The organism is Azospirillum griseum (assembly GCF_003966125.1).
Lineage (GTDB): Bacteria > Pseudomonadota > Alphaproteobacteria > Azospirillales > Azospirillaceae > Azospirillum > Azospirillum griseum.
In genome coordinates this window covers 113,445-126,955 of record NZ_RXMA01000005.1, presented here as the reverse complement: position 1 = coordinate 126,955, position 13,511 = coordinate 113,445, and the positions used below count along the sequence as shown (strand labels likewise).

At 67.0% G+C, this 13,511-nt stretch carries 11 protein-coding genes; 7 read left to right on the top strand and 4 right to left on the bottom strand.

From position 1 onward, the window contains the following. Nucleotides 1–90: 90 nt before the first annotated feature. Entirely contained in the window at nucleotides 91–294 is a 204-nt protein-coding gene (locus EJ903_RS07655) for a hypothetical protein (protein WP_126613754.1), read from the bottom strand. A gap of 603 nt (nucleotides 295–897) precedes the next feature. Between EJ903_RS07655 and dnaK the strand changes: the two genes are divergently transcribed. The 3 genes from dnaK to EJ903_RS07640 all read left to right on the top strand — a co-directional run bounded on the left by dnaK (nucleotide 898) and on the right by EJ903_RS07640 (nucleotide 5,483). Further along, nucleotides 898–2,811, top strand: coding sequence for a molecular chaperone DnaK (gene dnaK, locus EJ903_RS07650; RefSeq protein ID WP_126613752.1), 1,914 nt, complete (start codon nucleotides 898–900; stop codon nucleotides 2,809–2,811). A gap of 179 nt (nucleotides 2,812–2,990) precedes the next feature. Continuing rightward, nucleotides 2,991–4,145 carry a molecular chaperone DnaJ gene (gene dnaJ / locus EJ903_RS07645; protein ID WP_126613750.1) on the top strand — a complete coding sequence of 385 codons (1,155 nt, stop codon included), beginning with the start codon at nucleotides 2,991–2,993 and terminating at the stop codon, nucleotides 4,143–4,145. Between the two features lie 192 nt (nucleotides 4,146–4,337). Further along, on the top strand, nucleotides 4,338–5,483 hold the full coding sequence (locus tag EJ903_RS07640) for a GGDEF domain-containing protein (RefSeq protein ID WP_126613748.1): 1,146 nt from the start codon (nucleotides 4,338–4,340) through the stop codon (nucleotides 5,481–5,483). Between the two features lie 114 nt (nucleotides 5,484–5,597). Here EJ903_RS07640 and EJ903_RS07635 read toward each other — a convergent pair whose 3' ends face one another. The 3 genes from EJ903_RS07635 to EJ903_RS07625 form a co-directional block, all read right to left on the bottom strand. Beyond that, nucleotides 5,598–6,320, bottom strand: a complete 723-nt coding sequence (locus EJ903_RS07635) for a Bax inhibitor-1/YccA family protein (RefSeq protein ID WP_174237263.1) — start codon at nucleotides 6,318–6,320, stop codon at nucleotides 5,598–5,600. A gap of 185 nt (nucleotides 6,321–6,505) precedes the next feature. Continuing rightward, entirely contained in the window at nucleotides 6,506–9,124 is a 2,619-nt protein-coding gene (locus tag EJ903_RS07630; protein ID WP_174237262.1) for an ABC transporter permease, read from the bottom strand. A gap of 5 nt (nucleotides 9,125–9,129) precedes the next feature. Continuing rightward, entirely contained in the window at nucleotides 9,130–9,855 is a 726-nt protein-coding gene (locus EJ903_RS07625) for an ABC transporter ATP-binding protein (RefSeq protein WP_246015325.1), read from the bottom strand. 124 nt (nucleotides 9,856–9,979) lie between these two features. Between EJ903_RS07625 and EJ903_RS07620 the strand changes: the two genes are divergently transcribed. From EJ903_RS07620 to thpR, 4 genes are read left to right on the top strand one after another with little or no spacing between them, the layout of a single operon-like run. After that, nucleotides 9,980–10,579, top strand: coding sequence for an arylesterase (locus EJ903_RS07620; RefSeq protein WP_246015323.1), 600 nt, complete (start codon nucleotides 9,980–9,982; stop codon nucleotides 10,577–10,579). A gap of 7 nt (nucleotides 10,580–10,586) precedes the next feature. Beyond that, complete coding sequence (locus tag EJ903_RS07615) at nucleotides 10,587–11,750, top strand: FIST signal transduction protein (protein WP_126613742.1); 1,164 nt, start codon at nucleotides 10,587–10,589, stop codon at nucleotides 11,748–11,750. Nucleotides 11,751–11,762: 12 nt separating this feature from the next. Next, nucleotides 11,763–12,803 carry an NADP(H)-dependent aldo-keto reductase gene (locus EJ903_RS07610; protein ID WP_126613740.1) on the top strand — a complete coding sequence of 347 codons (1,041 nt, stop codon included), beginning with the start codon at nucleotides 11,763–11,765 and terminating at the stop codon, nucleotides 12,801–12,803. 42 nt (nucleotides 12,804–12,845) lie between these two features. Next, a complete protein-coding gene (gene thpR, locus EJ903_RS07605; RefSeq protein WP_126613738.1) occupies nucleotides 12,846–13,388 on the top strand; it encodes an RNA 2',3'-cyclic phosphodiesterase in 543 nt (180 codons plus the stop codon). Nucleotides 13,389–13,511 lie beyond the last annotated feature (123 nt).

Genomic DNA, 13,511 nt, shown 5'->3' with positions numbered 1-13,511 from the left:
CCAGCCATGTCCTGGTCTTGCGGCCACGCTCCACCTCACCGGCAGCGCCTCATCCTGACTCCGCAAGCCGTCACGCGAACGGGTTGAGAGTCAGCAATGGCCGACGTCGTTGGCCATCATGGCCTTCAGGCGCGCCGTTTGGGGATCGGAGGCCGCCGCCGCGTCTTCCGCTGCCAAGGCGGCAAGGCTGATGAAATGCGCGAGGTCCCCCAAATCGCAGCGGGCCGCGTCGGACATCAGGCTGTCCAGGCAGGACTTGATCGCCAGAGCCACATCGCGTCGTTCATCCATCATTGCACTTCCCCTCCCTGCAAAACCGTCCTTGACCGCGCCGCGTCGCTGACGCGCACCACCGCGCATCCCAGCCACACGGCAGGCTTTCCCAACGCTGTTCACAAGCCGACGCGCAGCAACACCGTCGTGCATGTCAAAGGAGATAACACAGTCTTTTGTCTGTTTCACCCATGGATTCAAAAAATCTTTAATAAACACAGCAACTGCGAATTGATTGGCGGCTAAATTTCACGCGTATGCTTGTTAATAAACAGTTAAGCATCGTCTTCTCTCTCCATTGACTTGATGAAAGACTTGTAACATGCGCTACAATTTGTCTCATGTTGGGTGAATACCCGGGTATATAGCCGATGCTGCTTGAATACCATGGTATTCTATTCGCGACCATCGGCTTCGGGATCGAACCCCCGCCGCCACGCCCACACAGGATTTCCCTGATTTTGCGTCGGGATCTGTTCACCACACCGTTGCAGGCCGAAACGCACCCGCCTATATCTCGGCCAGCAGTGATCCATTCGAAACCGTTCCACCGACCCGGAGGGGATCGCAGCGGTGCCGGACGCGACGGGCCGCTACGCATCTGCCGAACACAAGAGGCTGAACATGAGCAAAGTCATCGGTATCGATCTCGGCACCACCAACTCCTGCGTTGCCGTGATGGAAGGCGGGTCCGCCAAGGTCATCGAAAACGCCGAAGGCGCGCGCACGACGCCGTCGATGGTCGCCTTCACCCAGGGTGGTGAGCGTCTGGTCGGCCAGCCCGCCAAGCGCCAGGCCGTGACCAACCCGGAAAACACCCTCTTCGCCATCAAGCGTCTGATCGGTCGTCGTTACGACGATCCGCTGACGAAGAAGGACCAGGGTCTGGTTCCCTACAAGATCATTGCCGGTGACAACGGCGACGCCTGGACCGAAGCCCACGGCAAGAAGTACAGCCCCAGCCAGATCAGCGCCTTCATCCTGGGCAAGATGAAGGAGACGGCGGAAAACTATCTGGGTGAGAAGGTCACGCAGGCCGTCATCACCGTCCCCGCCTATTTCAACGACAGCCAGCGCCAGGCCACCAAGGACGCGGGCAAGATCGCCGGGCTTGAGGTTCTGCGCATCATCAACGAGCCGACGGCGGCCGCCCTTGCCTATGGCATGGAAAAGAAGGGCAGCGGCATCGTCGCCGTGTATGATCTGGGCGGCGGCACCTTCGACATCTCCGTCCTGGAGATCGGCGACGGCGTGTTCGAGGTGAAGTCCACCAACGGCGACACCTTCCTGGGCGGTGAGGATTTCGACAGCCGCGTCATCGAGTTCCTGGCCGACGAGTTCCACAAGGAGCAGGGCATCGACCTGCGCAAGGACAAGCTGGCCCTGCAACGTCTGAAGGAAGCCGCCGAAAAGGCGAAGATCGAGCTGTCCTCGACCACGCAGACCGAAGTCAACCTGCCCTTCATCACCGCCGACCAGACCGGACCGAAGCACCTCAACATCAAGCTGACCCGCGCCAAGCTGGAAGCCCTGGTCGATGATCTGGTGCAGCGCACGATCGAGCCGTGCAAGGCCGCGCTGAAGGACGCCGGTCTGAAGGCCGCCGAAATCGACGAAGTGATCCTGGTCGGCGGCATGACCCGCATGCCCAAGGTCATCGACGCGGTGAAGCAGTTCTTCGGGCGCGAGCCGCACCGTGGCGTGAACCCGGACGAGGTCGTGGCCATCGGCGCCGCCATTCAGGGCGGCGTGCTGAAGGGCGAGGTCAAGGACGTCCTGCTGCTCGACGTCACCCCGCTGTCGCTGGGCATCGAGACGCTGGGCGGTGTCTTCACCCGCCTGATCGACCGCAACACCACCGTTCCGACCAAGAAGAGCCAGGTCTTCTCGACCGCCGAGGACAATCAGAACGCGGTGACGATCCGCGTGTTCCAGGGCGAGCGCGAGATGGCGCAGGACAACAAGCCGTTGGGTCAGTTCGATCTGGTCGGCATCCCGCCCGCCCCGCGCGGCGTGCCGCAGATCGAGGTCATCTTTGACATCGACGCCAACGGCATCGTCAGCGTCACCGCCAAGGACAAGGCGACCGGCAAGGAGCAGCAGATCCGCATCCAGGCCTCGGGCGGCCTGTCGGACGCCGACATCCAGAAGATGGTCAAGGACGCCGAGGCCCACTCCGCCGAGGACAAGAAGCGCCGTGAGCTGGTCGACGCCCGCAACCACGCCGACGCCCTGATCCACACGACGGAGCGGACGATCAAGGAGAACGCCGACAAGATCCCGGCGTCCGACAAGACCGCCGCCGAGGCCGCCGTCACCGAGTTGAAGGGCGTGATGGACAGCGACGATCTGGAGAAGCTGAAGGCGAAGACCGAGGCTCTGGCCCAGGTCTCGATGAAGCTCGGCGAGGCCATCTACAAGGCCGGTCAGGCCGATGGTGCCGCCACCGGCGACGCGCAGCCGCAACAGCCCAACGAATCCGGTGTGGTTGACGCCGATTTCGAGGAAGTGCACGACGACAAGAAGAAGTCGGCCTAAGCCAGCCGTTTCTTTTTGATCCGTATGTGATGCGAGCATCGATGGCCCGCCGCCTGTGACCGGCGGCGGGCCTTCGGTATGATGGGACGGTGGGCGGAACGGGTGAACGGCGGCCAGGCGGCGGCGCACCCCGGACCCGGAACGCCGGACCCGGAACGATGTGAAGGCGGTCGGATCCCATGGCGAAACAGGATTATTACGAGCTGCTCGGGGTGGAAAAGGGCGCCAGCGCGGACGAGCTGAAAAAGGCTTACCGCAAGAAGGCGATGCAGTACCACCCGGACCGCAACCAGGGTGACAAGGACGCCGAGCACAAGTTCAAGGAAGTCAGCGAAGCCTATGACGTTCTGAAGGACGACCAGAAGCGCGCGGCCTACGACCGTTTCGGCCACGCCGCCTTTGAAAATGGCGGCGGGCGCGGCGGACCGGGGGCCGGAGGCGGCGGCTTCAACTTCGATTTCGGTGGCTCGGGCGGCTTTGCCGACATCTTCGACGAGATGTTCGGCGAGTTCATGGGCGGACGCCGGGGTGGCGGCGGATCGGCCGGGCGCGGCCAGGATCTGCGCTACAACCTGGAAATCGGGTTGGAGGAGGCGTTCAAGGGCACGCAAACCACCGTGCGCGTTCCCACCTCCGTCCAGTGCGACAGCTGCAACGGCAGCGGTGCCGCGTCGGGCACGCAACCGATCACCTGCCCGACCTGCCAGGGCCACGGCAAGGTGCGCGCCCAGCAGGGCTTCTTCACCATCGAACGGACCTGCCCCGGCTGCCACGGTGCCGGCAAGGTCATCAAGGACCCCTGCAAGAGCTGCGGCGGGGCCGGACGGCTGCGCAAGGAAAAGACCCTTCAGGTCAACATCCCGGCGGGTGTGGAGGACGGCACGCGCATCCGCCTGGCCGGGGAGGGCGAAGCGGGCCTGCGCGGGGCACCGGCGGGGGATCTCTACATCTTCCTCGCCATCCAGCCGCACCCGATTTTCCAGCGCGACGGGGCGAACATCCATTGCCGGGTGCCGATCCCGATGACCACGGCAGCACTGGGCGGCGCGGTGGAGGTGCCGACCATCGACGGAACCCGCACCAAGGTGACGGTCCCGCCCGGCACCCAATCCGGCCACCAGTTCCGCATCAAGGGCAAGGGCATGTCGGTGCTGCGCAGCCCGCAGCGCGGCGACATGTACATCCAGGCGGTGGTCGAAACCCCGGTCAACCTGACCAAGCGCCAGCAGGAATTGCTGCGCGAGTTCGAGAGTGGCGGGAAGGAAGGATCGAATCCGCAATCGGAAGGATTTTTTGCAAAAGTCAAAGAACTCTGGTCCGACTTGAAAGACTGATCCTTTCGATCAACCGGGATGAGACAAAAGAAGCGGCGCAAGCCGCTTCTTTTCGTTTGGGCGCGCTTTGTCGCAGGGGGACAGCCCTGACTTGACCCCGACTGCCGCAAAAGGCCGTTGCCGGGCTGTGAATGCGCGTGTAATCACCCAAGACCATGGATCCATCGGCTGTTGTTGGGGAAACGCCGCCACATGCTCGGTGACTTGCCACTTGCGGACCTGCTGCGCGGCCACCAACTCCGCCACCTGATCCATCCCACCAAACACACCCCGATCCTGGGGCGGCGGCGCGCCGCGATGATCCAATCGCGCGTGCGCATGGTGGCCCTGGTCTTCGGCCTGCTGACCCCCTTGTGGATCGCCATCGACATGATGGTGTTTTCCTGGCCGCTGTCGGGGCAGCTGATGGGCTTGCGGCTGGCCGCCAGCGCGGCGTTCCTGACCCTGGCCTGGGAGTCCCACCCGTGCGAGGACATCCGCAGCGCCTGGATCCGGTTGGGGGCCTTGCTGGCGATTCCCACCCTGTTTTTCACCATCTCCCACCCCCTGCTCTACGCCGAGGGAACCGACGATCTGCGGGTGGCGGTGACGGCGGGCTATGGCTATCTGCCCTTCGTCATGGTCGCGGGCCTCAGCGTCTTTCCGCTGACGGCCCTGGAAGGCGCGCTGTTCGCCACCCCGATGCTGGCCGCCCATCTGGGGGCGGGGTTCTACGGCTCGCTCGTCCTGCCCTTCCCGTCCTACCTCAGCGCGCTGTGGCTTTTGCTGCTGATCGCGGTGGTGGCGACGCTGGCGGCGATGAGCCAGCTCCATTTCATGATCGCCCTGCTGGAACAGGCCGCGCACGACGTGCTGACCGGGGCCTTTTCCCGCCGCATCGGCGAGGAGCTGTTGAAGCTTCAGGTCGCCAACGCCCAACGGTCCCGGCAACCCCTGTCCACCGTCTTTGTCGATCTGGATGACTTCAAGGCGGTGAACGACCGCTATGGCCACGATGAGGGCGACCGTGTGTTGCGCCACGCCGCCACCACCATCCGCAGCATGCTGCGCGAATCCGACGCGCTGGTGCGCTGGGGCGGGGAGGAGTTTTTGCTGATCATGCCCGACACCCCGGTCAGCGGCGCGATGATCGCGGTGGAGCGGATGCGGACGGCGGGCTTTGGCAAGCGCCCCGACGGCAGCCTGCAAACCGCCAGCGTCGGCGTGGCCGAACAGAACACCGACCGCCTGTTCGATTGGGAAGCCCTGGTCGATCTGGCCGACCAGCGCATGTATCAGGCCAAGCAGAGCGGCAAGAACCGCGTGGTCAGCGCCGCATCGGCGGACGCGTCGGCCTGATCCCCCCGGACGCCTTGCCCCGGTTGCCGATCAAGAGCCGCCCCAAACGAAGACCGCCCGGAAGCGGTGGCTTCCGGGCGGTTTCATATCACCGTAACGGGTCTTCAGACGGTGTTACTCGTCGCGCTGCCCCAGGAAGTGCAACAGGAACTGGAACAGGTTCACGAAGTCGAGATACAGGGTCAGCGCGCCCATCAGGGCCAGCTTGCCGCTGCTCTCGCGGTCATAAGCTTCGGCGTAGCTTTCCTTGATCGACTGGGTGTCATAGGCGGTCAGGCCGGTGAAGACCAGAACACCAATGGCCGAGATCGCGAAATGCAGGGCCGGCGACTGGAAGAAGATGTTCGCCAGACCGGCGATCACGATGCCCAGCACGCCCATCATCAGGAACGACCCCATCTTCGTCAGGTCGGCCTTGGTGGTGTAGCCGTACAGGCTCATCGCCAGGAAGGTCGCGGCGGTGACGAAGAAGGTCAAGGCGATCGACGCCCCGGTGAAGACCAGGAAGATCGACGCCATCGACAGGCCCATCGCGCCGCAATAGGCCCAGAACACGAGCTGGGCGGACGCGAAGGACAGCCGGTTGATGCCGAACGACAAGACCATGACGAAGGCCAGCGGGGCCAGCATCACAACCCACTTCAGCGGGGTGCCGAAAATGGCCGCCATCAGGGTGGCGTTGGTGGACACCAGCGCCGCGATGAGGCCGGTCAGCACCAGACCGGCACCCATGTAGTTGTAGACGCGCAGCATGTGCTGGCGCAGGCCTTCGTCGAAATAGCCCCGATCTGTCGCGCGGCCCATGGTCGCGAAGCGGTTAAAGGTCGGGTCAGCCATGGTTCAATCCTCGGTCAAAATGGGTGGTCCCGTTGCATTCCCATATTGGCGTGTCCCCCCAACCGTTCAATAGGAATCCGAACAGGATTCGTCGGATAAATTCGCGCGCGTGACTCCCCAACCGTGAAACACAGCTCTGTGAAACTTCTTTGACCGCGCCGCGCTTTGTTTGCCGACGCACACCGTCATTCGTTGCGCAGCAGCGGGGCGGCGGGTTGGCCCAACGCCCGCCAGGTGCCAAAAAAGCCAAAGGCCAGCGTGATCGCCGTGCTCAACAGCGCCGTGCCGATCACCGCCATCGGCTGGAACGCCCAATCCCACCGCATCAGGAACAGCAGCACCGCCCAGGCGGTCAGCGTGCCGATCACCCCGGCGATGGCGGCGGTCAGCAGACCCAGCAAGCCATACTCCACCAGGAAGGCACGCAGCACATCGGCCCGCGTCGCCCCCAGCACCTTCAGCACCACGGCGTCGTAGACCCGGCGGCGGTGCCCGGCGGCCACCGCCCCGGCCAGCACCAGCGTGCCCGCCACCAGCGTGATCGCGGCCACCACCCGCACCGCCGTGCCGATGTTCCCCAGCATCCCCGCGACGGTGTCGAGCGCGTCCTTCACCCGCACCAGGGTGATGTTGGAAAAGTGCGACAGCACCGCCTTTTGCACCGCCGCTTCGGACTCCGGCGTCGCGCGGACGGTGGCGATCCAGGTTTGCGGCGCGCCTTCCAGCGTGCCGGGGGCGAACACCATGGTGAAGTTGATCGTCATCGTGCTGAATTCCGCCGCGCGCACGCTGGCGACCGTCGCCTCGATGCTGCGGCCCAGGATGTTGACCGTCAGCCTAGCCCCCGGCCCGATGTTGAAGGCGTCGGCAACGCTCTGGTGGATGGAGATCAGGGGCGGGCCGCGATAATCAGTGGGCCACCACTGGCCCTTGACGATCTGCGAATGCTCCGGCGGCGTGGCGGAATAGGTGATCCCCCGGTCGCCCGCCAGAATCCACGCCTGTTCGGGGTTGACCAGCGCCTTTTCGGCCTCCGTCCCGTTCACCCGCTCGATCCGCCCGCGCAGGCTGGGGACCGCTTCGAAGGCGCTGGTTCCCGGCACGGCGGTGACGGTGTCGCGCAGCGCGGCGAACTGGTCGCGCTGGATGTCGACGAAGAAGAAGGCCGGGGCGTCCTTCGGAATGGTGTCCGACACCCGGCGGGCGAAATTGGCCTCGATCTGCGCCACGGCGACCAGCACGGTCAACCCCAGCCCCAGCGACAGCACCACCGCCCCGGTCGGGTTGCCGGGCCGGTGCAGGTTGGCCAGCGCCAGCCGCAAGCCCGGTCGGCGCACCCGCCCCACCCGCGCCGCCCCCCAGGTGATGAGCGCGGCCGCCCCACGAAACAGGGCAAAGGTGGCGATGGACCCGCCGACGAACCACAGGGCGAAGGGCTTGTTATCCGCCGTCGCCACCGCCAGACCAGCGAGCGCCAGCACGGTCAGGCCCAGGCCGATGACATAGGGCGCGCGCGGGCGGCCCCGCGCCGGGGTGATGGCGTCACGGAACAGGGCACCCGCCGGAACCTCGCGCGCCCGGCCCAGCGGCCACAGCGAGAAGGCCAGCGCCGTCAACAGGCCATAAAGCGCGGCCAAGGCCAGCGCGCCGGGGTAAATCCCGATGCGGGCCGTCACCGGCAACACGCCGTCGAGCAGATGGCCCAGCGCCAGCGGGGCCAACGCCCCCAGCGCCAGACCGGCCACCACGCCCAAGACGGCCAGCGCCAGTATTTGCACCAAATAGAGCTGGAACACCAACGCCCCGGGCGCGCCGACGCATTTCAGCATGGCGATGGTGCGGGCGCGGGATTCCAGATGGCTGCGCACGGCGTTGCCCACCCCGACCCCGCCGACCAACAGCGCGGTCAATCCGACCAGCGTCAGAAACAGCGTCATCCGTTCGATGAAGCGTTCGATCTGGGGGGAGGCGCTCGACAGATCGCGGATGGTCCAGGGCGCGTTGGGAAAGCGGGCCTTCACCGCCGCCTGCCAGTCCCGCGCGTCGGTTCCCGGCGGCAAGGCGATCTTCACCGTCCACCACACCAGACTGCCCGGTTGCAGCAGGCCGGTTCCCTCCAGCGAGGCCAGCGACACCAGCAGGCGCGGCCCCAGGGAAAAGGCGTTGGAGGAGGCGCGGTCCGGCTCCCGATCCAGCACCCCGGCGACGCGATAAACACGGTCGCCCAGCCGCAGGCGGTCGCCCACCGCCACGCCCAGCCGGTCGGTCAGGCTGGCTTCGACCACCGCCCCCCACAGCCCGTCCCGCTCGGCCAGCGCCTCGGCCAGGGAAGCGCCGCCGGTCAGGGTCACAGCGCCGTAAAGCGGATAGGGGTCGTCCACCGCCTTCAGCTCGACCAGCGACGACCGGCTTTCGTCCAGCGCCCGCGCCATGCCGCGCATTTCCGCGCTGGTGGACGACCGGGCGGAGCCAACCAGATCCGCCCGCTGCTCCGGCGTTGGCGGGGTGTAGAGCTGGCGCACCGCGACGTCGCCGCCCAGGATCACCCGGCCATCCTGAACCAGACCGGCTTTCAGGCCGCTTGACACCGATTGCACGGCGGCGATGGCCGCCACCCCCAGCGCCAGACAGCCCAGGAAAATCCAGAATCCCTTCAACCCGCCGCGCAACTCCCGCCGCGCCAGCCGAAGGGCCAGACGCAGGGTGAACAGCCGGTGGGCAAAGGGGTTTTGGTCGGCGCGCGGCTCGCCAAACGGTACGGTGCCTGGCGGCACGGCATCCGGCGGCACGGTCGGGTCGCTCATCCCGCTCACTCCCCGACCAGAACGGGGCGCGCCCGCCGGGTGGCGAGGCCGTCGTCGGCGATGCGCCCGTCGGCCAGCCGCACCGTGCGGTCGCAGCGCGCCGCCAGCGCCGGATCGTGGGTGATGAGCACCAGCGTCGTGCCGCGCCGTTCGGCCAGATCGAACAGCAGACGGACGATGGTCGCCCCGGTGTCGATGTCGAGGTTGCCGGTCGGTTCGTCGGCCAGCAGCAGCGCCGGTTCGGTGACGAAGGCGCGGGCCAGCGCCGTGCGCTGCTGCTCCCCGCCCGACATCTGGCCGGGGTAATGGTGAATGCGGTGGCCCAGACCAACCGACTCCAGCGCCCGTTGCGCCCGTTCGAAGGCGTCGGCCACCCCGGCGAACTCCAGCGGGATCGCCACATTCTCCAGCGCCGTCATCGTCGGGACCAGATGAAAGGCCTGGAAGACGATGCCGACGCGGTCGCGGCGGAAACGGGCCAGACCATCCTCGCTCAACCCGGCCAAATCCTGACCGGCGACCCGGATCCGGCCCGCCGTGGCCCGTTCCAACCCGGCCATGACCATCATCATCGTCGATTTTCCCGACCCGCTGGGGCCGACGATGCCCACCCGCTCGCCGCGTTCGACGCGCAGGGAAACGCCGCGCAGGATGTTGACGGGTCCGGCCCCGCTGTCCAATCTCAGATGGACGTCGTCGAGATCGACGATGGTTTCGGACGGCGTTGACATGGATTGGACCTTGGACATGCGTCACTCGATCGTGCGGAAAGGACCTTCGCCATATGGCACGGCTCCCAGCGCTTTCAACCGCCGCGCCCTGTTTGCCGCAGCGCTCGCGGCGATGGCCGCCCTCATGACCCCGTTCCCCCCGGCCATGGCCGCGCCGCCGATCAAGCTGCTGGCGCTGGGCGACAGCCTGACCGCCGGGTACGGCCTGCCCGAGCCGCAGGGCTTCACCGCCCAACTGCAACGGGCGCTGGTCGCCAAGGGCTACGCCGTCACCGTCATCAACGCCGGGGTGTCGGGCGACACCACGGCGGGCGGGTTGGCCCGGCTGGATTGGGCCTTGGCCGACCGCCCCGACGCCGCCATCGTCGAGCTGGGGGCGAACGACATGCTGCGCGGGCTTGACCCCGCCGCCGCCAAAGCCAATTTGGATGCGATCCTGACGCGGCTGAAGGACCAGAAGATTCCAACCCTGTTGGCGGGCATGCTGGCCACCCCCAGCCTTGGCCCCACCTACACCCAGCCCTTCAACGCGCTCTATCCCGATCTGGCCGCCCGCCACGGGGTGCCGCTCTACCCCTTCTTCCTGGATGGGGTGGCGACCGACCGGGCGCTGATCCAGAACGACGGGCTGCACCCGACCGCAAACGGGGTGGCGGTGATCGTGGAGCGCATCCTGCCCGCCGTCACCCGCCTGCTCGATTCCCTGCCCAAATCCGGAAGCTGACCCGCCGATGAGAACCGCCTCTGCCCCGCCCGGCCCCGTTTTTCTCACCGCCAGCGCCGCCGGTGCCGATTGGGGGCTGACGGCGAAAGCCTGCCTCGATCAGCTCGGGCCGGTGGCGGGCTGCACGCTGGGGTTCCTGTATCTGACCGACGGGTTGGCCCCGCACGCGGCCAGCATCCTGACCCTGCTGCGCGGCGTCACCGGCATCCGCGATTGGGTGGGAACCGTCGGCATCGGCGTGGTCAGCCGCGACGCGGTGTTTTTCGACGAACCGGCGATGGCGGTGATGGTCGCCCGGCTGCCGGAAGACGCCGTGCGCCTGTTCCCGATGCTGACGACCGACCTGGACCCGCTGCGGCGGGCGGCGGGCGGCTGGCTGGACAAGCATGGTGCGGCCTTCGCCCTGGTCCACGCCGACCCGCGCAACCAGCAGCTTCCCGATCTGGTCGCCCGCCTGTCCGACAGCGCCAGCGCCTTTCTGGTCGGCGGGACCAGCGCGTCGCGCGGGGAGTTTCCGCAATTCTGCCTGCCCGCCGACGTCGGGCTGGGCGGCAGCGTGGTCGCCGATGGCGGGTTGTCGGGCGCGCTGTTCGCCCCGTCGGTCGCGGTCGCCACCGCCAAGACCCAGGGCTGCCAGCCCATCGGGCCGAAACGCACCATCACCGCCAGCGACGACAACGTGATTTTGGAGATCGACGGCCGCCCGGCGCTGGAGGTGTTCAAGGAGGACATCGGCCCGGATCTGGCCAACAATCTGCGCCGCGTCGCCGGGGTGATCTGCGCCGGGTTGCCCATCCCCGGATCCGACACCCAGGATTATCTGGTGCGCGATCTGGTCGCCATCGATCCGCGCGCCGGGTGGCTGTCCATCGCCGAACCGGTGGCGACCGGCCAAGGCATCCTGTTCACCCGCCGCGACGCCGCCAACGCCGCCGCCGACATGCGCCGGACGCTGGCCACGCTCAAAAAGCGGGTGACGTCGCCGCCCAAGGGGGCGGTCTACATCAGCTGCATCGCCCGTGGCCCCAGCCTGTTCAATGACGCCGACGCCGAGCTGTCGATGATCCGCGAGGCGTTCGGCGACCTGCCCATCGTCGGATTCTACGCCTCGGGCGAAATCTCTCACAACCGTCTGTATGGTTACACAGGCGTTTTGACCCTTTTCCTGTAAGGATCGTTTCGGATGCAGTATCGTTTGCTTGGCCGCAGCGGCCTGTCGGTCAGCGCCATCGGCCTCGGGACCATGACCTGGGGCAAACAGAACACGGAGGCCGAAGGCCACGCCCAGATGGACGCGGCGCTGGAGCGTGGCGTCAATTTCTGGGACACGGCGGAGATGTACGCCATCCCGCCGACCGCCGACAGCTATGGCAAGACCGAGGCGATCATCGGCTCCTGGTTCCAGTCGCGCGGCCAGCGCGACAAGGTGATCCTGGCGACCAAGGTGATCGGTGGCGGCGGTGGCATGCAATGGGTGCGCGACGGCCGGTCGCGCCCTGACCGCGCCAACATCGTCGCGGCGGTGGACGCCAGCCTGGCGCGGCTGAAGACCGACTACATCGATCTCTACCAACTCCATTGGCCCGACCGCGCCACCGCCCGTTTCGGCGCGCGCGTCCACAGCCACCAGCCGGACAAGGACGGCGTGCCGATCGAAGAGACGCTGGCCGTCTTCGGCGAACTGGTGACGGCGGGCAAGATCCGCCATGTCGGCCTGTCGAACGAAACGCCGTGGGGCGTCATGCGCTTCCTGCGCGCCGCCGAGGTCGCCGGTCTGCCGCGCGTTGTCTCCATCCAGAACGCCTACAACCTGCTGAACCGGACCTTTGAACAGGGCCTGTCGGAAGTCAGCCTGCGCGAGGAGGTCGGGTTGCTGGCCTATTCGCCGTTGGGCGCGGCGACGCTGACCGGGAAATACCTGAACGGCGCGGTCCCGCCGGGGTCGCGCCGGTCGATCGATCACCGGACCTCGCGCTACGCCACCGTCAACGCCGACGCGGCGACCGAAGCCTATCTCGACATCGCCCGCCGTCATGGCCTGTCGCCGTCGCAGATGGCCATCGCCTTCACCCTGCATCAGCCCTTCGTCGCGTCCTCCCTGATCGGGGCGACGACGATGGAGACGCTGCTGTCGAACATCGACGCCGTTCATCTGACCCTGTCGGACGAGGTGCTGGCGGAGATCAACGCGGTGCACAACCGCATCCCCGACCCCTGCCCGTAAGACTGGGGTCAGCCCCCCACCCCATCCCGGATCCGCCCGCCGATGATGCGCCTGTTCGTCGCCATACCCATCGCGGAGCCAATCCGCCAGCGCCTCGCCGCCTTGCACGGCGGGGTGCCGGGGGCGCGCTGGATGGAGGCGGACAGCCTGCATCTGACCTTGCGCTTCATCGGCGAGGTGCCGGAGGATCAGGCCATCGACATCGACGAGGCGCTGTTGGGCCTGCGCACCGCCCCCTTCGCCCTGACGCTGGACGGTGTCGGGCTGTTCGGATCGGCGCGCCGCGCCCGCATCCTGTGGGCCGGGGTGGAGCGGAACGACGCCCTGACCCATCTTCAGGCCAAGGTGGAAACGGCGCTGGTCCGCTGCGGCCTGCCCGCCGACGCCCACGCCTTCACCCCCCACGTCACGCTCGCCCGGCTGCGCGACGCCCCGGCGGAGCGGTTGGGCCGTTACCTGTCCGATCACGGCCTGTTCCGCGCCGGACCGATGCCGGTGAACCGCCTGACCCTGTACCGCAGCCACCTGAGCGACCATGGATCGCGGTACGAGGTGTTGGCCGACTATCCGCTGACCAGCGCCTGAGCGCCGCCTGACCGCCAGCTAACCGGATCCGGCGCGCCGTGAAACGGGTGCGTCGCAGCATCAGCGGCCGCATCAACGATTGACAGCGCGGCGGCGCGCGCGATTTATCCCTATCACCCCCCG

What these genes read in the sequence shown, in the direction of transcription:
- EJ903_RS07655 (WP_126613754.1), bottom strand. Translation starts at nt 294, where the DNA reads ATGATGGATGAACGACGCGATGTGGCTCTGGCGATCAAGTCCTGCCTG.
- dnaK (WP_126613752.1), top strand. Translation starts at nt 898, where the DNA reads ATGAGCAAAGTCATCGGTATCGATCTCGGCACCACCAACTCCTGCGTT.
- dnaJ (WP_126613750.1), top strand. Translation starts at nt 2,991, where the DNA reads ATGGCGAAACAGGATTATTACGAGCTGCTCGGGGTGGAAAAGGGCGCC.
- EJ903_RS07640 (WP_126613748.1), top strand. Translation starts at nt 4,338, where the DNA reads ATGCTCGGTGACTTGCCACTTGCGGACCTGCTGCGCGGCCACCAACTC.
- EJ903_RS07635 (WP_174237263.1), bottom strand. Translation starts at nt 6,320, where the DNA reads ATGGCTGACCCGACCTTTAACCGCTTCGCGACCATGGGCCGCGCGACA.
- EJ903_RS07630 (WP_174237262.1), bottom strand. Translation starts at nt 9,124, where the DNA reads ATGAGCGACCCGACCGTGCCGCCGGATGCCGTGCCGCCAGGCACCGTA.
- EJ903_RS07625 (WP_246015325.1), bottom strand. Translation starts at nt 9,855, where the DNA reads ATGTCAACGCCGTCCGAAACCATCGTCGATCTCGACGACGTCCATCTG.
- EJ903_RS07620 (WP_246015323.1), top strand. Translation starts at nt 9,980, where the DNA reads ATGACCCCGTTCCCCCCGGCCATGGCCGCGCCGCCGATCAAGCTGCTG.
- EJ903_RS07615 (WP_126613742.1), top strand. Translation starts at nt 10,587, where the DNA reads ATGAGAACCGCCTCTGCCCCGCCCGGCCCCGTTTTTCTCACCGCCAGC.
- EJ903_RS07610 (WP_126613740.1), top strand. Translation starts at nt 11,763, where the DNA reads ATGCAGTATCGTTTGCTTGGCCGCAGCGGCCTGTCGGTCAGCGCCATC.
- thpR (WP_126613738.1), top strand. Translation starts at nt 12,846, where the DNA reads ATGATGCGCCTGTTCGTCGCCATACCCATCGCGGAGCCAATCCGCCAG.